The 21,825-nt window shown below is 53.3% G+C and carries 13 protein-coding genes; 1 reads left to right on the plus strand and 12 read right to left on the minus strand.

Annotated elements, in window-relative coordinates; genetic code table 11:
• Positions 1 to 44: 44 nt before the first annotated feature.
• The 3 genes from NTU47_03760 to NTU47_03770 all read right to left on the minus strand — a co-directional run bounded on the left by NTU47_03760 (position 45) and on the right by NTU47_03770 (position 5,110).
• Positions 45 to 1,250, minus strand: a complete 1,206-nt coding sequence (locus NTU47_03760) for an SMP-30/gluconolactonase/LRE family protein (protein ID MCX6132910.1) — start codon at positions 1,248 to 1,250, stop codon at positions 45 to 47.
• 83 nt (positions 1,251 to 1,333) lie between these two features.
• Positions 1,334 to 3,253, minus strand: a complete 1,920-nt coding sequence (locus NTU47_03765) for a GDSL-type esterase/lipase family protein (protein MCX6132911.1) — start codon at positions 3,251 to 3,253, stop codon at positions 1,334 to 1,336.
• A 291-nt stretch (positions 3,254 to 3,544) separates the two neighbouring features.
• A complete protein-coding gene (locus NTU47_03770; GenBank protein ID MCX6132912.1) occupies positions 3,545 to 5,110 on the minus strand; it encodes an alpha-N-arabinofuranosidase in 1,566 nt (521 codons plus the stop codon).
• A 579-nt stretch (positions 5,111 to 5,689) separates the two neighbouring features.
• On the opposite strand from NTU47_03770, the gene NTU47_03775 reads away from it, so the two are divergent.
• Positions 5,690 to 7,645: a DUF362 domain-containing protein gene (locus tag NTU47_03775; GenBank protein MCX6132913.1), complete on the plus strand. Its 1,956-nt coding sequence runs from the start codon at positions 5,690 to 5,692 to the stop codon at positions 7,643 to 7,645.
• Between the two features lie 89 nt (positions 7,646 to 7,734).
• Here the strand turns inward: NTU47_03775 and NTU47_03780 are convergent, their stop codons facing one another.
• From NTU47_03780 to NTU47_03820, 9 genes are all read right to left on the minus strand, one after another.
• Complete coding sequence (locus NTU47_03780; protein ID MCX6132914.1) at positions 7,735 to 9,684, minus strand: sialate O-acetylesterase; 1,950 nt, start codon at positions 9,682 to 9,684, stop codon at positions 7,735 to 7,737.
• The gene (locus NTU47_03785) at positions 9,681 to 10,982 is read right to left on the minus strand and encodes an MFS transporter (GenBank protein ID MCX6132915.1); all 1,302 of its coding nucleotides are present in this window, start codon (positions 10,980 to 10,982) and stop codon (positions 9,681 to 9,683) included. Before NTU47_03785 ends, NTU47_03780 begins: the two co-directional genes overlap by 4 nt.
• 65 nt (positions 10,983 to 11,047) lie before the next feature.
• Complete coding sequence (locus NTU47_03790; protein MCX6132916.1) at positions 11,048 to 12,277, minus strand: glycoside hydrolase family 88 protein; 1,230 nt, start codon at positions 12,275 to 12,277, stop codon at positions 11,048 to 11,050.
• A gap of 93 nt (positions 12,278 to 12,370) precedes the next feature.
• On the minus strand, positions 12,371 to 13,411 hold the full coding sequence (locus NTU47_03795; GenBank protein ID MCX6132917.1) for a uroporphyrinogen decarboxylase: 1,041 nt from the start codon (positions 13,409 to 13,411) through the stop codon (positions 12,371 to 12,373).
• Positions 13,412 to 13,471: 60 nt separating this feature from the next.
• Positions 13,472 to 14,242 (minus strand): SDR family NAD(P)-dependent oxidoreductase, encoded by a 771-nt coding sequence (locus tag NTU47_03800; GenBank protein MCX6132918.1) that lies wholly within the window; start codon positions 14,240 to 14,242, stop codon positions 13,472 to 13,474.
• A gap of 14 nt (positions 14,243 to 14,256) precedes the next feature.
• The gene (locus tag NTU47_03805) at positions 14,257 to 15,960 is read right to left on the minus strand and encodes a glycoside hydrolase family 43 protein (protein MCX6132919.1); all 1,704 of its coding nucleotides are present in this window, start codon (positions 15,958 to 15,960) and stop codon (positions 14,257 to 14,259) included.
• Positions 15,961 to 16,245: 285 nt separating this feature from the next.
• Positions 16,246 to 17,373: an alpha/beta hydrolase-fold protein gene (locus tag NTU47_03810; GenBank protein ID MCX6132920.1), complete on the minus strand. Its 1,128-nt coding sequence runs from the start codon at positions 17,371 to 17,373 to the stop codon at positions 16,246 to 16,248.
• 19 nt (positions 17,374 to 17,392) lie between these two features.
• Entirely contained in the window at positions 17,393 to 20,371 is a 2,979-nt protein-coding gene (locus NTU47_03815) for a glycosyl hydrolase 115 family protein (GenBank protein ID MCX6132921.1), read from the minus strand.
• Positions 20,372 to 20,430: 59 nt separating this feature from the next.
• Positions 20,431 to 21,729, minus strand: a complete 1,299-nt coding sequence (locus tag NTU47_03820) for a glycosyl hydrolase family 8 (protein MCX6132922.1) — start codon at positions 21,727 to 21,729, stop codon at positions 20,431 to 20,433.
• Positions 21,730 to 21,825: the final 96 nt, after the last annotated feature.

Consider the following 21,825-nt stretch of genomic DNA (forward strand, 5'->3'; position numbering starts at 1 on the left):
TCAAGGTCATAAACGGTCTCCCATTTCCAGGCAACAACAGGCGCCTACCGTATCAGTATCATCTTCTTTGATTGAATTGACAAACCTTTCCGCTCTGTTCGTGTAACAAGCGATGCGAAGTACACACCGCTCGCCATCGAGGAGGCATCGAATGCTGCCAAATGACAACCTGCCTCCTTTGTCTCTTGAACGAGCGAGCAAACAAGATGTCCCACGGAATTGTACACTCTCAGTTCGACCCCCATCGTGCGGGGAAGAGAATAAGAGAGGTCCGTGGATCCGTTAAAAGGGTTGGGATAGTTTTGGCGCAGTTCAATCTCGCCCGGAAGAGAGTATTGATTCCCCTCGTTCAGGCCCGTGGTTATGGTACGGATTCTATACAACGAACTTCCGGCAGTCATGTAGAGCGTCTTCCTGTCGTTATCACCCCACGCACAGTTGGAAGGATTCTCGGTCATGGCAATTTTCCCCAGATACTGACCGGTCGGCGAGATGATCCACACTCCTGTCGGGCCGGCACAATAGAGATTGCCGGAAGGATCCACTTTCATCCCGTCCGCGTAGCCAGTGGCAGGAATCGAATAGAAGAGCAACTTATTCACGATAAGGGAGTCGCCGATCACATCCCACACATAGATGAGGCAGCGTGCCGATTCATTGACATAGAGCTTCTTCTCATCGGGGGAGAAACAGATGCCGTTCGGTTTGTCAAATGCACTGTCAAGCAGGACCAGCGCACCTTTTGGCGTGATACGAAAAATCCCTTTGAAATTCAGCTCCCGTTTCTGCCCGGACGGGATGTTGAAATCGGGATCGGTGAAAAAAATTGAGCCATCGGACCTGACGACCAGGTCATTTGGGCTGTTCAGCTTCTTTCCGTCATACGTCGATGCGAGCGGAGTAATTGTCCCATTCAATTCCTGCCGTGCAACCCGGCGCAGGCGCATCTGCGTCAGCACCAGCCTCCCCTGTTGATCGAAGGTCATGCCGTTTGAACTGTCCGAAGGCTGTAAATAGAGTTTGACAGAACCGTCCAACGGCGACCAGACATTGATGAGGTTCCGTTTGATGTCGCTGAACAGAAGCCCTGCGCCATCTTTCCAGACCGGGCCTTCCGGCTGCAGCAAGCCGGATGCAAGTTTTTCCAGCTTTGCCTCGGGTGGTATCGGCGACTGTCCGAAGAGCGCAGAAACGCACGCCGTCAGGAGGGCAAGGGAGAGAATGAGACGAATGATCGACCGGCTTTTCATAGCGAATTCTTGCCTCAGAGATCTCGAGGGTGACACAACGATGCTGGGAAATCCAGCATACTTGCCAGAAATGCCCGGCATCATTATTTCAACAATATCATTTTCTGGGAAATTGCGTGATCCCCGGCTGTTAATCTGCAAAGATAGGTCCCGCTGACCACTTTGATGCCATTGGAATCCTTACCATCCCAGGTGACCCTGTAATCGCCCGCCTGTAAACTGTCGTCTACCAATGTTGTGACTTCCTTGCCGAGCACGTCGTATATCCTGAGACTTGTTTGTGCGGTCTTCGCGATACTGAACCTGATATGAGTAGACGGATTAAACGGGTTCGGATAGTTTGGTTCCAGCGCATAGCCATTGGGTGTTCCCGTGGAATTGATCCCGAGCGTTATGGGGTCCGTGCCGCCAATGCCCGACGGAGCAGCCACATCATTTGTGATGCAGAGTTTGTCAAGACAGGCCCCATCTTCGCGGTAGCCAATGGTCAGGGTATGCTTTCCCTTGGTCAGGGGAAAGCTGTTGAGTTTCGTCCAGGCCCATCCATCGGTCTTCAGTCCATTATAGCTTGCAAATTCGCCATCGTCCATTCTTGCCCAGAAGGAATCCTCATCGTATGTCGGACAATTGAGACGGGCAAACACATTGTATATCGAATCTCTTGTCACGGTGAAAGGAATTGTGATCAGATTGACACTTTCTGCGGGGGGAGATGTGAGGGATTGAATGCCGGCCTGAACCGTTGTGTATTTCCCGTTGGATGCAGAAGCATCGGATACGATGGTGAAACTACTGCCGGCCTGCACAAAACGTTCGGCTTCAAACCACAACGACTCGAAATCCGTGCGCTGCTGAAAGGTCGTATCGGCGCCGGCGAACAACTTCAGATCAACCGACTCACCCATCGTTTTGTGTCCTGCCGCGTCAGGGTGAAGGCCATCGTTCTGATACGACGACACAATTCTTGCCGTGTCCAGTGGACTGCGCATCACCAGATCGAAATCAATGCAGCCATCGAAGTTGCTCCGGGCACGAATCCACTGATTGACGCTGATCCGGCATTGTTCACTGTATTGGTTGTAGTAACTATTCCCCTTGAAGGGCATGATGGTGCCGCCATAGATCCGGATATTGTTCGCATGGGCTTTTGCAATCATTTGCTTGTAGGCGGCGATGAGGTTATTGGCTGTCGTCGTTGCCGCGGTTGCGGAGGTAACTCCACCGATGTCATTCACCCCTTCGAAGACAATCGCCCATCGTACGCCCGGCTGATTAACAATATCCCGATAAAATCGGCTGGCTCCCGTCGGACCCAAACCACCCGCAAGGACACAGTTGCCCCCAATGCCCTGGTTGAGGACACCTATTTGCTGCGTGCTGGAGTCTTTCAGGAGCGATTCCGAAAATACGTCCGGCCAGCGGTTCTGGAGGTTTGTTGTCGAACCCCGGCCATCAGTAATGGAGTTGCCAAGAATCGCCACGCACGCTGCGGTTGACGACGTCAGTACATCAATTGTATTGATGTTGTACCAGTGATCAGTCATGACAGCACCGGTAAAATCGGTCGTCGTTGTTGTGTTGCCGGCCACGATGTATGATGTCGTACGGGACCCGGGATGGCCGGTGACGGTGGCGGATGTTTGGCCATAATAGATTGTAACTGCAACATCCATCCTTGGCTTCAAGCCGAACGCAACGGGGTCCGACGTAACTGCAGCACCTGCGCTTATGGTGACTTCGGAGCTCCCGCCGAATTTCAATTCCCTGTTGGTGGATATGTTGATCGTGCTCCCGCCGGTTGACACGGCGATTTGCACAGATTTCATCGTCACCGCGCTTGTGCTGAATTCGTTCGAGAATCGTACCCGCAGAGTGTCGCCCCCGATTGACACCCGGACAACCTGCCTCAGCGAGTTGTTCGTCAAGCCCGGCGATGGAGGCATATTCCCTGTTTCGACAAGCTGGGGTGCCGTACTCCAGGTTCCCACCCATTTCCTGGCCACAGGAGATGTTCCTTGCGATCGGGCAACGTCGGAAGGGACAACACTGCAAGTCAGAAGCCCTGCGATGAGTAATAGTGAAACACGAACACCATGGTTGAAGCCCCGAATCGTGTTTAGAACTGCATTGGTACGTGAGGCAGAAGTATGCCACATTTCTAGATTATCCATTCTTGTTATGTGAGGTGAAGAGCATAAACACCGGACCCATTTCCCCTGCAATCATCCGAACAGCAACGGCGTTAACCAACGTCTGCATACATGAGACGACAAACCCTCACGTACACTCCCACGTCAATTCACTTCAAGCGTCACGACAGATTTTGCAGGAAGAGAAACTGTGAGAATCCCATTGTGCGGCTGAGCGCCCACGAACGGCTTCATGTTCACGGCCTCCGGCTTGCCAAAATCATTATGCGCGTTCATCGATGCTGCCGTGATGATTTCACCCGAAACCCTTGAGCATGGTGTTCCCTTCACATCGCACCGCACGGTCAGCGCTTTCGTCGGGTGGAGATTTGCAATCGAGATATGGATTCGGCCTTCCTTGTCCTTCGATGCGGATACACTCAATGCAGGTATGGATGCCGCCCCGTTGGAGTACGATTCACACTGCAACTCTACCGGCAGCATCACAGCGTCCTGGTGGACGGAATACATCTTGAAGACATAGTACGTCGGGGTCAACACCATGTCGGCTCCCTGCGTGAGAATCATTGCCTGTAGCACATTCACCATCTGCGCGATGTTCGACATTTTCACACGATCACAATGCTTATGAAAGATGTTCAGGTTGACGGCCGCAACAACTGCATCACGGAGGGTGTTCTGTTGATACAGAAAGCCGGGGTTGGTTCCTGGCTCGACGTCATACCAGGTTCCCCACTCGTCCACAATCAAGTCGATACTTTTGTGTGCGTCATACTTGTCCATTATTGCCGAATGCCTGGCGACGAGGTCCTCCATCTGCAAGGTTTTCGAAAGCGTAGCGAACCATTGATTCTCGGTGAAATCAATTGCAGACCCTTTGTTGCTCCAATCGTTCACCGTATAGAAATGCAGAGAGTATCCGCTCAGGTATCCCTGAAGCCAGCCGTCGGTGTTCTTCCATTTGTTCATGATTGTTTCAGTCCAATTGAAATCCTCAGGAAGACCACCCGAAGAGATCTTGTAAAGCCTATTCGCGCCGTAGTTCTTGAGAAACAACGAGTATCGCGCAAGTTCATTCGCATAGTGATCAGCCGACATGATACCGCCGCATCCGAAGGTCTCATTCCCCACGCCCCAGAATTTCACCCTCCATGGCTTGTCCCTCCCGTTCTTCCTTCGTAATTCGGTCATTGGATTGTCGCCGTCTCCAGTCAGGTACTGCACCCAGTCTGACATTTCTTTCACCGTGCCGCTTCCGATGTTTCCGCAAATGACAGGCTCGCACCCAAGCTGCTCACACAGGTCCATGAATTCGTGCGTCCCGAAGCTGTTGTCTTCTGTGATTCCTCCCCAATTCGTGTTGACCATCTTGGGACGATTGGCACGCGGGCCGATGCCGGCCCCCCAATGATACTCATCCGCAAAACATCCGCCGGGCCATCGAACTGCGGAGACTTTTATCTTCTTCAGGGCGGCAACAACATCGTTGCGCATGCCGCGCGTATTGGGAATGGAGCTGTTCTCTCCCACCCAAATGCCCCCGTAGATGCCGCGTCCGAGGTGCTCCGCAAATTGTCCGTAGATGAATTTGCTGATAGTGTCTTTGGCGGCGTCGGCGTGAACCACAAGTGTATTCACCGTTGATTGTGAGAACACAACACCCGTAGTGCACAGCAATGTGAACGTAATCAGGAAATGCCTTCTAGTCATCGTATCCTCTTCTTGTTCTCTGGTTCGGGAGCTCTTTGGCGGTGACCAGCCCCTCGTTGTTTGGTCCGACACTAAGTTAGTCAAATTGTGCTGTTCTTCGCAAGGTCAGAGGATGTCGAACCGGCGGAATCAGCGGCCGGCTTCCAAAGAAGTTGCGTGGCCTCACCATGCATTTGATGCTGCATTGTGCTGTGATGACTCTCGTTTCCAGCATCGTGTCCGAAATCTCCCCATTCGCAACTCGCTGTGCAGCGAACAGCATCATCGAATTTCAAAAACGGGAATCCATGTCCACCATTCTCAGAGAATTGTTTCCTTATGTTCCCTCGATTGTTAGCAGAAGATTCTGTTGTGCTGGCGGACATTGAAATTCAGGCAACTATCCGCTATCGTATTACATCTGCGTCTCATGACAATCGCGTGTCGCGGAAACCACACAGACATAGTGACGGTTGGGTCTCGTCCGTCTCGCAGCCTATGCAGAGAGGGAGCTGTGCTTTTGCAGCAGATTCGACTTTGGTCACTGAGTCGCGTGTAGACGGTCTCAGGGGGCGTACCAATCCTTGGTAAAGGAATATGATGAAAGCCTGGATAGAGAGTCTGAAAAGTTCAAAGCTCAGCAAGTGGTTTGTTCCTGTCACCGGGATTCTTGCGGTCATTTGGTTTCTCATGCGCGTTCTCCCCAAACCAAGCCGGGCTTCCTATCCTTGCATGCGGGTGGCGTATCCGATAGCGTCAACCTTTGTTCTGTACGTCCTTGGTCTGGCAATGTCAGCCTTCGCATTGGATCGTATGAAAATGCACTGGAGCACATCCCGCACATGGGCGGCGGTTGGGTTCTTTGTCGTTGCCCTCGTGACTGGATTCCTTGCATTCCAGGCAGATCAACCCCCCGTCTTCGCGGATTCGAGCTACCTTGACACAGCCAACGTGCCGATCGGTGTGGCACGAGGGATATTTCCCGGACGTGTCATCTGGGATAGAAATCCGGATGCGACAAATGAGAACTGCGGAAACAGATCCTTTGGTGATGCCTACTACCTCCCCAAGAACACCAACATGACTGTGGTCGATGGGATGGTTCGGGAGTCGCTGCTCAAGCTCACCGGTACATCCAAGGTTCGCGACGCAATGGACTCGTTGTTCGTTTCCTTCAACACGAGGAAAGGGAAGGGAGCGTTAGGATACAAGACCGGAGAGAAGATCTTCATCAAGACGAACGGTATCGGATCCACGGTGGTTGACAGCAACAATCACTCTATCCCTGATCTTACTTCCTATATCGAATCGCGCACGTCTCCGCAGCCTGTTCTCGCGTTGCTTCGGGGACTCATCAATGATTATGGCATCCCGCAGGAGAACATTTCTGTTGGTGATCCGATGCGGGATATTCAGAGCGAATATTGGGACATCTGGCATACAGAGTTTCCAAACGTCAGATATATCTGCCACAAAGGTGGACAAGGACGGACCGTTGCAGCCAAAGGGACAAAACCGTCAGTGTTCTTCTCCGACAAAGGTGGAACACTTCGCGCCGGCAGCTGGAGCGACATGTCGGTCGGGTCTCCCGTCTATCAAGATACCCTCTACAGCGTGATCGAGGAAGCGGATTACCTGATCTATGTGGGGGCTCTCAAAGTTCACGAACGCGGTGGAATGACGGTGATCGGAAAACTTGATTTCGGCTCGCACGTCCGGCAGAATGCCATGCATATGCACATGGGACTCGTCAATCCGGATGGATTTACTCCCGGCGGTAACAAGAACAGCAGGTTCGGATATAGCAAGTACCGCGTCCTGGTGGATCTTATGGGGCATAAGAAACTCGGCGGCAACTCCGTGTTCTATGTCGTCGATGGATTATGGGGCGGACGTGGAGCAAACCTGGAGCCTGTCAAATTCAAAATGGCGCCATTTAATAACGACTGGCCATCTTCCATTCTGATGTCGCAGGATCCGGTAGCGTTGGAATCTGTGTGCTATGACATGCTCAAGGCTGAGTTCACAAGCGACAAGCATGCCGAGACGTACCCCCAGATGGTCGGCGTTGACGATCACCTGCATCAGGCTGCAGACTCGGCGAATTGGCCGACAGGTGTGCGTTATGATCCTGAGAATGACGGTACACCGATAGGAAGCCTGGGTGTGCATGAACACTGGAACAATGCAACGGAGATGAGCTATTCGAAAAATCTCCGGAAAGCGAACGGAATAGAACTCCTGAAGATCATCCCCGCCGTGAGTGCCGCCGAACATGAAGCCGGTCCTCCCGAAGAGTATCTGCTGGAACAGAACTATCCGAACCCATTCAACCCACAGACGGTCATCACCTTCAGGGTGCCAGCTCGAAGCCACGTTACACTCAAGGTGTATGATGCAGCTGGCCGGGAGGTGGCGATGCTCGTCGACGAGGAGAAGTCGCCAGGGAGATACACTGTTCCGTGGGATGCAACAGAGATGCCGAGCGGCGTCTACTTCGGACGGCTCACGTCGGCCGGATTCGCAGAAACAAAAAAGATGCTCCTGGTGCGATAGGACTGCAACTCCCGGGAGTTCCTCAATCCGTTTTCGCCTTCTGCAGCCCGCCCACTGGCTGCAATGGCCCGCTGTTCAAGAGTACGCTTTCAGAATGGAGTACTGTCGGTTCTGAATGGCGCAGCCGGGAGTCCTTCGACATTGTAGAGACCAGCACCTGAAGGATTATCCGCCCAGGCATATCGGACCGCAACAGGATTGGAAACATCCTCGCTCCAAACAACCACCGTGTTACCCTTGATGGTCGCGTGCGCCCAAACGAACCGTTTGTCCGCTCCCGCGATGGCGAAGCCGTCAAGATCCTTTCCTTTGGCGACCAATCCGCTTCCTGTGTTCGTGAACGAGAGGATGATCTTGTTCCCTTCCGTCCTCATGGACGTATACACAGGCCCGGAAGAAACAACCGTCTCATCAGCATATGCCATCTTCGCCGCGGCAAGTGTCAACCGTTTGCCGACATCTTTCTTGTTCAGGGGATGAATGTCGTTCCATTCTCCAAGATCGATCGTGACGACGACACCGGTGTTCGGCAGCGAGGACGCATCCATCTGTGCTTCCCTCAGCAGCGCCCAGTTGCTTTCTGATGGCTGACTCTTCGGCTCCATGAAATTCGGAAGTTGAACGATCAGGAACGGAAAATCCCCTTCGTTCCATTGTGTTCGCCAATCACGAATCAGAGCAGGAAGCAGCGCGCAGTACTCGGCAGGCCTTTCGGCATTCGACTCCCCCTGGTACCATGCCGCTCCTTTGATGGCATAGTTCAGGAGAGGCGACAGCATGGCGTTGTACAAGCCGAGCGGCTTCCAACGGACAAATGTCTGACCCGCCAACGGATCCATCGCAGCCCCGAGCCGGTACTTCCACTCGCCTTTTAGGTCGATCGTTTGTCCGGCACAGACGATCTCGTACGGCTTGTCGGGGACAAACCCTCCCTTGCCGATGTTGCTGATGACCCGAACGACAATCGTGTTCCGTCCTTTTTTTAACACGGTGGACGGGAGGTCGTACCACCGCGGTGGGTACTGATAGCTCGTCGTGCCCACGAATACACCGTTGACAAAGACGGAGTCCGCATCCACAAGCCGTCCCAGATTCAGTGTCCCCGGCCTGCCGGTCATGGATTCAGGAATATCAAAATCCCTCCGAAACCAGACAACGCCGTTGACCGGACCGAGTGTGGTTCCAGCCCAGTAGCCCGGCACATGCATCTGCGGCCAGCCGTCGGTGCTCACGGCCGGACTGAACCACGGCCTCTGAGGATCCTTATAGCCCTCGTCCTTTTGTTTCAGCAGCTCATACCAGGCATCGATTCTGGCCTTGTCCTGACTTTCGATCTGACGAATCAGGTCCGCGTTTTTGAACCGTTGAGCCTCCTGAAAGTGCTTTGGGAACTGCCTCAATGCTTCCTCGCTCATCCACGACTCAGCCGGTGAACCGCCAAGGCTGGTGTTGATGAGGCCGACAGGAACATGATATTTCGCGTAAAGCTCCGCGCCAAAGAAATACGCGACCGCAGAGAAGCTCAGAACCGACGTCGGATTCGGACTCTCCCACATTCCGCCGCTGAGATCAGTTTGCGGAGCGTTGAAATTGTACTTCTGCGGGACTGCGAAGTACCTGATGTACGTGTTGCTCGCTTCTGCAACGTCCTGCTCATAGAGCGGGCGCACGCGGCGCATGGGCAGTTCCATGTTCGATTGACCGGAACAGACCCAGACGTCACCAATCAGGATATTGTTTATGGTGATTGAATTGCTGGCGTCTATTGTCATCGTACAAGGTCCGCCCGCTTTCAATCCCGAGAGCTGGACGGCCCATTCCCCCATCGTGTCCGCGGTTGCGGAATAGGTCGATCCGAGGAATTTGACCGTGACCTTCTCGCCTCGCGCCGCCCATCCCCACACCTTGACCCGGGCATCCCGCTGTAAGACCATGCCGTCACTGATGAGACGCGGCAGCTTTACCTGGGCGACCATGGACAGCGACAAGAAACACAGGAAGAGCGTAATGAGAAATGCGATTTTCGTCTTCCGGATCATTTGATCCCCATCTCGAAGGTGTCGATTTTCGGGACCAACAGATGGAAGATGAACAACGTGATCACGTATGCTGATCCAGCCATGATGAAGAGCGTGGTATAACTTCCGGTTGCCTGCAGGATATAGCCGGTCCCCGAAGCGATCAATATTCCGCCGATCGAACCGGCCATGCCGCCGATCCCGGTAACAGACCCGACCGCTTTCTTGGGGAACATATCAGAAACTGTCGTGAAAAGGTTTGCAGACCAACCCTGATGCGCTGCTGTAGCCAGACCGAGCAAAATCACTGCCCACCATAACGATGCAATGGGAACGAACACGATGGGCACAATCAACAATGCACAGACCAGCATTGCGGTCTTCCTTCCCCTGTTGATTCCCCAGCCAGCTCTGATAAAGAATCCCGGGAGCCACCCCCCGGCAATGCCGCCGACGCTCGTCATGGTATAGATAACGATCAATGGCAGGCCGACATGAGCCAGGTCGAGACCATATTTTTCGTTGAGGAATTTCGGCAGCCAATATATATAGAACCACCAGAACGGATCCGTCAGCAATTTGCCGACGATGAAAGACCAGGTTTGTCGGTATCTGAGCAAACCCAACCAGGGAATTTTTTCCGGCGCGCTCTCAGCCGCATCGCTGTGAATGATTTCCAATTCCGCCCTTGAGACTTTTTTGTGCCTCTCCGGTATCTCATAGAGCCAAAGCCAGAAAACCAGCCAGATGAACCCGAGCAGACCGGTGAAGATGAACGCCGCCTGCCAACCCCAGGTCAGAGCGATCCAGGGGACGACAAGAGGAACCAGCAGTGCGCCAATGTTCGCCCCGGAGTTAAACAAAGATATCGCAAGAGCTCTCTCCTTCTTCGGAAACCATTCAGCGATGGCTTTATTCGACGAGGGAAAATTCCCGGACTCGCCCAGGCCAAGAGCGAACCTCGCAACGCCAAAGCCGAAAACAGACCTGGCGAGAGCATGTCCCATCGCTGCGATGCTCCAAACAACAATGGAGATTGAGAATCCGGTTTTCGTTCCCACCCTGTCAACAAACCTGCCGACAAAAACCATAGCTATGGCATAGGCGGCCATGAACGCTGCGACAATATTGCCATAATCAATCTGGTCCCAGCCGATTTCCTTCTGCAGGACAGGAGCAAGAAGTCCCAGAACCGATCGGTCTACATAGTTGATGGTTGTAGCAAAGAAGAGCAGTGCACAAATAGCCCAGCGATAGTGGGTCACCGGCGCTGCTTGACCCGCAGCATTGTTCATGTCAGTGCTTTCAGAGTTTGTCATAGTTCCTTCAAGTGTTTGCTCAGGGAGTCAGGAAAACGTTGAGAATCTCAATGGCAGCGGCCGGGTCACTTGGCGAGCTGCAGGATTTCTGTGCCGGCCAGTATCACAGCACCAATCCCATGGATGTCGTTCAGAGGCGTCGGACGGCAATAGTAGGCGACGAGATCGTCACTGACTGATGTTCCTGCGCAGACTCCTTCAATCTGGCCATCGGACCGGATTTTCGACGTCACACCTTCCCATCCGCGTCGGGCAATCGAGGCGTAGCGCTGCTCGATGTACCCCTTGTTGACGGATCGTGCGATTGCATACGCAAACATCGCGCTGCAGGACGTCTCCACATACGAGTCGGGCTTGTCGAGCAACTGATGCCACAGACCCTCTGCCCCCTGGTAGCGGGCGACTCCAAGGATGTGTCGTTTCAGAATCTCCAACAACTGCGGGCGGCTGGGGTGATTCGTCGGCAGGCGGTCCAGCAAATCAACCTGCGCCATCAGGGCCCAACCATTGGCACGGCCCCAGAAGGCAACACCCGGCCGTTGCACATCTGAATACCAGCAGTGATACATCAATCCGGTATTCACATCAAACACGTACTTTTGGAAATTGATGACCTGCAGCGCAGCGTCGTCAAAATACTTCCTGTCTCCTGTCAGAGCACCCATCCGGGAGAGGAAGGAGATGCTCATGTAGAGATCATCAGACCAGAGAGTCCATTTGTGCGGAAACGACCGGGCAAACGTGCCGTCGTTCAGCCGGGTCTGCCGTTTCAGCATATGTGCTGCGGCTTGATCGATGTATGATCGATACCGATCCTGCCTATCGCTGCGGTACACTTCGATGACACTGGCACCCATTGCGCCGCAGTCGTCGAGCTCTTCCATGATGAAATGTTGTCCAAAGGGATAATTCCATTTCCCTTCCCCCTTGTACCGATCCTTGAAGCAACCGACGTTGTCGAAACTGAATGCCACGTTTCTCACCGCGAAATCGGCAAAGGAAGCCTGGTGAAGTGTTTCACCCAATCTGATCAACGAAATGTTCAGCACTCCGTTCCAGTAGCGCCAGTCTGCGTAAGGGCTTACAAGCCGCAGTTGTGCATCCTCCGGCGCCTCGGTTGCGTACTTGATGTGTCGCCCGCTCTTCTGATCGACGAAACTGAACACTGAATCTTTAACGATACCGTTAGCCACAGCGCGGAGAGTACGCTCGATATCCGTTGCGCTTTGGGCAAAGGAATCGCAGGGACATCGCACCAGAGCATAGAACACGATGAGAACCGCTACTCGTAACACTTTCCGCCTTTCAAGCTGTCCGACCCGGTTGTCCGACAGTTGGCCTGCCCGCCGAACCATGCTTCTTGGGGCAGGCGGATTGTCGAAGCGCAGCTATGGGACAGGTACTTGTCTCTTTGCCGCGTCAATAAAGGCCTTGATATTCTCAGACTTCACCCCCGGCGGCATGCCTCCACCGCAAGACAGAATGACTCTGGACCGATCATGAAGAGATTCGATCAACTCAGTTGTCACTCTGGTCACGTCCTCCGGAGTACCGCTCGCCAGCACATCACGTGGAGGGATGTTTCCAAGAAGCGTGACTTTGTTTCCAGTCAATAATTTCAATTCATTCAGCGTAATGTCAAATCCCATGTTGAAAAGATTGACTCCCATCTCTGGCAGGAACGGAGCCGACACTTTGCAATGAGCGTCATTGTGGAGGAACCTGACGGAGACATCGGTGCCGTACAACTCTTTGAAGTACGGGAGTCCGAACGAACGGAACTCTGGTTCGCCGAGAAATCCGATGATATCATCGAGCAGCAGAATGCCATCGATGGTGGGGAATGTTTCCCTCTGCAGCGACAGCCATTCTTTGAGAAACGTTGTGATCTTTGTTATCAACCGTTCTGCTGTTGCAGGAGCTATCATCAGAAGCGTCAGGAATTCCGACGTACCCATGAGATAGCTGGCGATATTCAGTGGTCCCCGGGCCACGGCGAACCGGATCTTGTGGCCCGCATCCTCGATTCGAGGTTGCGCCAGTTTCAGACGATTCAACATGAAGGGCAAGAGACCATCGACCTTTGGATTCGGCGATGGAAGCGAGTCGATTTCATTCACTGTAAGTGAAAGCTTGTGCGCATGGGGAAATTCGTTCACCGGAAATGAGCATCGCGCTCCGAACGCGGACGGTTCGGTGCACATACCAAATTCAGACCAGAAACCGGGGAGGAACATGACATCAGGGAAATCATTGATAGCTTTGAGGTTGGCGTTGATCCAGATGTCATCGTTCGAAAAATAGTCGAGGATGGTAACCCCGCACCAGTTTGGCACCCACGGACAATCGATGATGAAGCCGATTGGGAGAGACGATGATTGTTCACCTTGTATGGTGCTTTTCAGTAACACCCATTGTGCATCTGTCATACTCTCGAACCTCTCTGTTTTGAATGATTGCGCCGTACCCCCTGACGGGAGCGTAGGACATCAAAATCCAATGGAATTGCCTCCATCCACAGGGAGTACGACTCCTGTGACAAATTTCGACTGTTCTGACGCCAGGAACAGCGCCGCATGTGCGACGTCTGCCGGCTCCCCCAATCGCCCCATTGGAGTGCGGGCAAGAACTTTGTGCTTCCGCTCCGGATCGCTCTCGAGTGCTTCTGAGGACATTCTCGTTTTGATGAATCCTGGAGCAATGCAGTTGACGCGGATACCGAACGGGGCACACTCCACCGCGAGCGCGCGCGTCATACCTTCGACAGCCGATTTCGATGCAGTATAGCCGATCACTTTTGGGATGCCATACCGGGAGGCCATCGAACTGATCATGATCACGCTCCCGGACCGCCGCACGACCATGGATCTCAATATGTCCCGCGTCAGGGCAAAGACTGCGGTTTGATTTGTTTGGATGATTCCCTGAAAATCCTTGTTGGTAACGTGAAGAACATCTTTCTTCATGTTGATGCCCGCGTTGTTGACGAGGACATCTACCTCGCCGACGGCACCCTTGATCAATGCCACAAGCTCCGGCAGCCGGTCAATCTCGTCCACATCAAATGCAATGCAATGGGCCTTCTTTCCGAGTAGCTTACGGGCTTCCTTGAGTCTCGCGGCATCTCTGCCGACGATAACGACGTGTGAAGAATTGGCGATAAACTCGCTCGCGATGGCGAAACCGAGTCCACTTCCGCCGCCCGTTACAACGACGGTCTTGTTCCGCAAGTCACGGTACAAAGCTCCTGACTGATTCATCATCCCTCCGATGTTCATTTCGATCTGTGTATCTCATCATCGCCCGCATATTCGAACCAATCAAAGTACGCTTTGCTTTTCGACGGCGTTCCGAGTGACGTCGCGTACAAAGCGTACATACATCCAACAAATCCGCCAGCGACTCGTGTGCTCAGAAAACGGGCATCAACCCCATCTTTCAGAAGAATCCATTTGTCTTTCTGCGAGCTGAACAGAAACGAGTAGGAAGAACCGTGCGCCTCAATTTTCAACCCTACAGCCTCGTCAGCATGGACCCGATCAAGTTCTTGCGAGACAAGAAGCTGCATTTCTCGCGCCTGGCTCCCTGCCGTGCCGGACGAGAACAGTTGAATGACCGATTTACCTTCCTGGACAGACCTGCAGAGGAAATAGTAGTGCGATTCGTTTTGGAAGACGAGCAAGCCCGCTTTTTCGCTCTCCGCCTTTGGAGAGAATTGAAGGCTCACACTTGCCGAGCCAGTAGCGTGCTGCTGACGATGGCCAAGGAAACTCGGATTGACGGCATCTGCGCACGTCTCTTGCCTCACACACATCGCCAGCCAGCCTTTGTGTTCCTTGAGGTCGTACCAAGGTTCCCGCGGCGTCCTCAGAAATGCCCATTCAGGATTCAAATCGCCAGAGTTGAAATCGTCTCTGATCACGAAGTTGCCCCCTTGCGGAACGACACCGCTGGGGCTTGGTGATTCGAAGGGGACAGGATAGTGATACTGAACCAGTTCATAACCGGGATTGATCAGAGGCCATTCACCACTCCAATCGACAGGTGCGAGAAACGTTTCCCTCCCCGTGTTGAAATAATTCTGGTCGAACGGACGGTACGGGCGGCAACCCAGGAACACCGCCCACCAGGATCCATCCCCGGTCTGAACAAAATCTGCGTGACCGGTTGACGTGATGGGATATTCTCTCTTCGGATCAAGATTCCGTTGCGTTAAGATAGGATTCTTTTCGAACGGAACGTACGGACCGTCGACGTTCTTGCTCTTGAAAACGACCTCGGAATGCTGCTCGGCTGTCCCGCCTTCCGCCGCGATCAGGTAGTAGTTCCCGTTTTTCTTGATGATATGCGGAGCCTCGATCCAGACCGGCTTCTTTGTGATGTCGACCCCTCCGTTCACGAGGATCGTTTCTTTTCCGGATACTTTGAGCGTCTTGATGTCGAGTGCAACGATACGAATCGTTCTGTGTCCATCGTACAGCGATTTGTTGTCGGGAGGAATGCTGTTATAAATGACGTACGCGTTTCCATCGTCATCGAAGAATGGAGACGGGTCGATGCCGTTGATCTCCGGCAGCCAGACGGGATTCGTCCAGGGACCGGCTGGTGATTTTGCCGTGACGATGAAATTTCCGCCACGGTCAACCTGCGTGCAAATCACGTAGAACAACCCTTTGTTGTACCGGATTGTTGGCGCAAAAAGCCCGCGGGAGACTCCCTGTCCATCCAGATTCAGCTGCTCGGGTCGATCGAGCACGTGACCGATCAATTTCCAGTTGACCAGATCGCGGCTTTGGTACACCGGTATGCCCGGAAAGTATGCAAACGTCGAGGTCACCAGGTAGTAGTCTTTTCCCACCCTGCAAATGCTCGGATCTGGATAGAACCCTGCTAATATTGGGTTGGCGAATTGACGTTCCTGCGCATGGGAAACCGCAAGGATGGTCAGAAGAACCAAGAGTGTCAGGAGTCTTTTCAATTCTTTTGTTCTTTCAGGAATGCACGATTGAACTTGTCTTCTTTTCTATACGCCTTAGCGCCTGCCTCCGGGTATTCCATCGGCGGGCAGGACTTTGCGTGACAGTCTCTGAAACGGTTTGCCAGCAGATTGCGGAAAAAACAATCTCTCTCACCACAAAGTCACAAGGGCCTGAAGTATCCAAATTCAAGAGATTTGAATCTGACAAGGAACGACCATTCTCAAAAGAACAGCGTTGTGCCATCGTGTCTTTGTGGTAGTCTATTCAGGTATTTCAGCATCCTCCTAGTTCACTTTCTGCGCGAATGTCGTCCCGCTATACTGTTCCACCTCCACGCCGGTCACCTTGCCAACCTCGTTCTTCTTGAACCGCACCATCAGGTATATTCCTTTGACGAAGAACTTCTCTTTGTTCTCAGCAAGAAGCGGGATTCTAGTGTTCCCGGGAACGACCATCACAAGACATCCGTCATCATTGGTGATCTCAATCGAAACCTGCGGTGCTACCTGATACTTCCCGATGTACTGATCGAGGATCTCCCGGGAGAGAGACAACATCGGTCGTGCGAATACCCACTGCAGGCCCTTCGTGTATCCTTCCGCTTTGCTTCCCGAGTGCCCGATTCCTTCAAGCACTTTCGTTTCCAGTTCGAGTCCCTTGTAGCTCCTCGATTTCAGCTGAGCCACGAACTTCTGAAATTCCACCACTCCATCCCCTTCAAGCCCTCCTATGCCAATAAACAGGCGGACCGGAAGCTGCGTATTCTTCGCTGCGTATTCCTTCTCAAACGAGAAGAGGACTTCGTTGTCCCATCCCACTGCAGGACTTGTCAACACATATCGGTCAAACAACGCCGTTTCCTGAAGGAGAGCGTAGAGTGTGAAAAGTCCGCCGAAGGAGCTTCCTATCAGCGTTCTACCGCTCTTGGCTGCCCGGTAGTTTTGCTCGATGTAAGGGATAAGTTCATTCTTGATGAACTTCAGGAATTTCGGAGCGCCGCCTGATGCAGATTGTTGCCTGACAACTGTTGGCGTGAGATCTCTGGCTCTCAGGCTGTCATGATTTGGATTGACCCCTCCCCATGTAATTCCCACGATGATTGCCCCCGGGATGAATCCGTCATAGTATTGCTGTCCATAGAGTGCATGGAGCAACGGAAAATCCCACTGTGCATCGAGCAGAAACATGACTGGAAAAGCCTTGCTCGTGTCCTGATAGCCTCTCGGCAGATTCACGCAGAGATCATACTCCTGCCCTACAATCGCAGAGGTCAGATGCTCCAAACGACTTCCGCGGATTTCAACCTGCGGCGGAGCCGAGCGCTCCGGTTGGGCCTGTGCGGGATCGGTGCAGAACAGGATGCAGAGAAATCCCACCGTAATGGTCAGGCGTGGCACTCGTTTGATACTCATAGGTTTTCTCCGGAATACGTCATTTCGTCTGGGGAGCATTCGCAGGACCGCGGTAACTCTCCGGCGGACCGAGATAAGCCGGCCTGACATTCTTTGTTTCGACGACGAGTTTTTGGAGCACGACTCCCGGGTCGACCATCCAGTACTTCAGCAGGTGCCTGCCGGGCTCTGTGATCGTATGGGTCGATTTCAGAATGCTGACGTTATTCCTGACAGATTCTTCCCAATCCTGAAATGTCTTGCCCGCATGCATATTCACAACTTGCGGCGGTTGATCATCAAAGGAGACCGCATAGCGCAACCCTGCATCGTTATGGAAGTTCAGCGTCGGCGACAGGTATGCCGACACCGTGACGTTGCCTTTGTCGAACAGATACACAGGGTATTCAAGATGCGGTGCATCGGCGCCCGGTGTTTGGCTGGCTGCCGTCACCGGCACAGGGGCCATCGCCGAAAGCGTGCGCCCCAGGTCCGGAATTTTCTGCCAGCCAAGGGTGGAGGACTCTGCAGCGCGGGAAAAATGTTCAGCCTCGATTGATACACAACCGTTGCTCTCCACGAATCCATTTACGCTGCCGGGATCGGGCGAAGAGGGATTGTTGATAATCGCCTGAATTGTCACCGTTTCTCTTTTCGGCCCCGAAATGACGATCGGAATCCGTGACATTCCCGCTGGAGCCTTTTTCCAATCTACACTCAACCACACACGATCGCCAACGGTGCAAGTTCCTTTCGCAGCATTGACCTTCATCCAGGGTTGGTTGGTCTTGAGCGTGTAGCTGAACGGAGTTGTTCCGCGGTTGAAGATATCGATGAAGTACCTCTGCTGATTGTACCGATCGAATTCAGGCAGAACCAACTCCGAGCTGTCGGCGGGCCATGATCGCTCAGATCCCTCGACGGCAACACCCAGCCCCGCCAAAACCGGAATCGAAATGGTCGTGACAGCAGGCATCATATTCGAGTCCGGCTGCTGCCAGTAGGTGTACCCGATGTGGGTTTGGTCCATCATGTGATTCCACTTCCCCTTTGCCATCGTTCTGTTGTAGTAGAGGGAGATTGCGGAATCTTTCAGGTAGAGGATACGCGCCTCTGCGGCAAGGGCGTTGGTCGCTGCTCGTCCCTGATTTGCATACAGATGATTCTTGCCAACGGTGACGTACAGTTCATTGAGATTGGAACAGGCAAGAACCGGGTGGAGCACGAGTTGATAGAATGCATCCCTGAGTTCTTTGGGCAACGCGTCGGAAATCCGCTGCGCACGCTTCGCCAGGTTCTTGTAGTCGGCGACAACGGTCTCCGCCTCGCGATAATTGACAAGGCTGTACGTATTTGGAGTTATCAGTTCCGGCTTCCTGCGTGAGTTGTACTGCGTGTACTTAGTGAGGATGTCGGCAATGTCAGTCGCGTATTTCACGCCGAACTGTTGCTCCCCCCACTGTCTCGTGTACTCAGGCAATCGCTCTGCCGGCCACGCGTTCGGATTCCAGGAGTAGTCGAGGAAGAACTGCGTAGGAAATTCCATCGGCTTGATATCGCCAACGTTGACAATCCAGATCCGATCGACGCCGTAACTGTACGCCAGATGCATTTGCTCCCACACTCTCGAGATCTGGTTTGTATTCAACCATTTGTAGTTGCGCGGTCCGCCGACATAGTCGTAGTGATAGTACATTCCATAGCCTCCGGCGCGGGGTGCGTCCGTAGTTTTTGGGAGCTTCCGGATGTTTCCCCAATTGTCGTCGCACAGAAGCAGCGTGACATCGTCGGGAACCCGCATTCCCTTGTCATAGTACTCCTGCACCTCTTTGTAGAGAGCCCATATCTGAGGAATCGACGACAGCCCTTTCTCGGTGACCTCACCGAGTATCTGCCGCTGATCTTTGACGATTCGCTCCAAAAGGGAGATATTGGACTCCTGAGACATCGGCTCATCACCATCCCCCCGCATTCCGATGGTCACGATGCTTTCGTAGTTCTTCATGCGCCTGATCCCCTGCTGCCAGAAGCTCCTCAGGACGGAATCATTCTTCTCATAGTTCCAGGCCCCTTTTCCGTATCGCCGCCACTCATCGTGGGCGCGCATCATCGGCTCGTGATGCGAGGTGCCTATCACGACGCCGTATTCGTCTGCCAGCTTTGGATTAAGCGAATCATCGTCATAAAACGCCCTCCCCCACATCGCCGGCCAGAGGTAATTGCCTTTCATCCGGAGGATGAGTTCAAAGACCTTTTCATAGAAAGCGTGATTGAACCCTCCGAACTTTTCGGTTACCCACCCGGACAACGCCGGGGCCTCATCGTTGATGAAAATCCCGCGGTATTTCACCGCGGGGGACCCGAGTGTGCGGCGCCCCGGGAGAACATAGAGGTTCGGCTGACGTTTGGCCGGCACGTCAGCCCACCAGTACCAGGGAGAAACCCCTATCTTCGCACAAAGGTCGTAAACCCCATAGACTGTGCCCCTTTTGTCGCTTCCTGCGATTATGAGGGCACGCATGATGCCGGGGAACGGATGTTCGACAACCTGTATCAAAGAGGCTTCCCACATGCCGACGATGCCATTAACGTCGATCTTTCCTTCCCGGACCAATTCGTCGATAAGCGGATTCGTTCCGAGTGTTCCTACAATCACAATTTCTCCTGATTTCGGGAGTGTATCGAGATGGATCGGGGATTCAAACCGGGCAACGCTCCGAATGTCCGACTGAAGATCTCTCACGACTCGCAGCACAGCGGGAAAGTCACGGGAACTGACAAGCAATGAAGCGGATCGGCCTGAAGCTGCAAGAGCAAAAGCTCCGGCCGCTGTCTTCGTCGATATGTAGGATTCGTCCTTCCGGGATTGCTTCAGCTGCTCCCCCGGAAAAAGCACCGAGGGAAGAAGAAGCAAAATTGACAGAAGTGCTATCGGCCACTGCAAGCTGGAGCCGATACGGAATGCGCTTCTTCCGATGGAATGGCTGGAGCAGGAGTTGATCAGGCGGCGCGAATTCATCCAAGCCTCGGTTGTTTGGATCTGCTTACCGTAGAATTGTTCGGCGGTCGAACGGCGGTTCAGTTTGGCATACCGGGACATTCAACCGGTGGTTTTCCCGTGGGGTCGTAGATCTTAAAACTACCATTTACCTGGAGCATAGCCATCATGTAGAGCAGGCCGTCATAGTATCTGTAGAGACCATTTGGAACGGATGTGTTCCAGAGTTCTGCCACGAATTCTCTCCGATTCGCGTTCGTCGAAGCGAGACAGGCAACGGCATTCATGGCCACCAATCCGGCACTGTGATCATCTGCCAGCTTTTTGCCGTCAAGTGTAAAGAGGTTTCCGTATACTCCTATTCCCTGGGAGTGGAAAAAATCGAGAAGCCGGTTCGACTGCGGTACCGCCCAGGGATCCCGGGCAAACCAAGCATAGTCGACTGCGACATTCATCGCAACCCGCCATGCATCGAAACGGAAATCATTATTTCCTCCCTCCCGCCAATTCAACGGCGACCCGTCGAAGTGAGAATAGTCGGGCATCAGACCGGTGGTTGGATGGGCCGCTTTCCTGAAGAACCCGCGGCTCGTCGCGGCAGCCTCACACCAGAATGAATTATTCTTGTCGGCCCAACGCGCCCAGAGTTCGTAGTAGTGGGGAAGATGGTACGAAGGATCTGTGAACCACGACGCGTCGACAGTCGGAACGAAAACGACCTGGCGTTCCTTCTTGCTAAACATAGGCGTAATACCCCCATCGCTCCAGCGTTTTCCATCTTTGCTGAGCATGGCATCCAGAATTGCCTGTGCCTCAACCTTGTAGTTGAATATTCCATCACCGTTCCCCCATCGTGCCGATGCAAAGAAGAGACATGTCACAAACCACTCTTCGCCATCGGAGGCGGCTGTCGAATCGATGATTGTCCCGTCCGTGTTGCAGTGCCATGCAAAGTACGTCTTGCGGGGCTCCTTCTTGTGCTGCATGAACGTTTTTGCCCACTTCCAGAGCCGATCGAATTCATTCTTTTTGTCGAGTTGGACCGCGATCATCATCCCATACGACATGCCCTCGGTGCGGACATCATTGTGCGCGATGTCCTCGATGTATGCCATTTCGGGTTCCACCGGATAATACACCCGCTCGGTCGAGTCGTTTCCATGGAACAATTGGACAAACGCACTGTCAACCCGCGCCCTGGCCCGAACTTCGCTTATTCCCAACAGATCCCTAAAGAGGTTTTGATAAATTCCGGTATAGTACGAACCGCGCTCTTTCCCCGTTCGCGTGGTGTCGGACAGGGACGGCAATATCCATGCATGACTATTCTGCCAGCCACACATGAGCAGAATCAGAGGCAGAAAGCTGCACCTTTTCATAGAATACTCCCTCCTCAGGGGGCCGAAGCAGCCCTCAGGTTCTTGGTTCAATATTTATTGAACCGTTTCAATATTAAGGGAGTTACCAGAAAAAGG

The organism is Ignavibacteriales bacterium (genome assembly GCA_026390595.1).
Classification (GTDB): Bacteria; Bacteroidota; Ignavibacteria; order UBA10030; family UBA10030; genus UBA9647.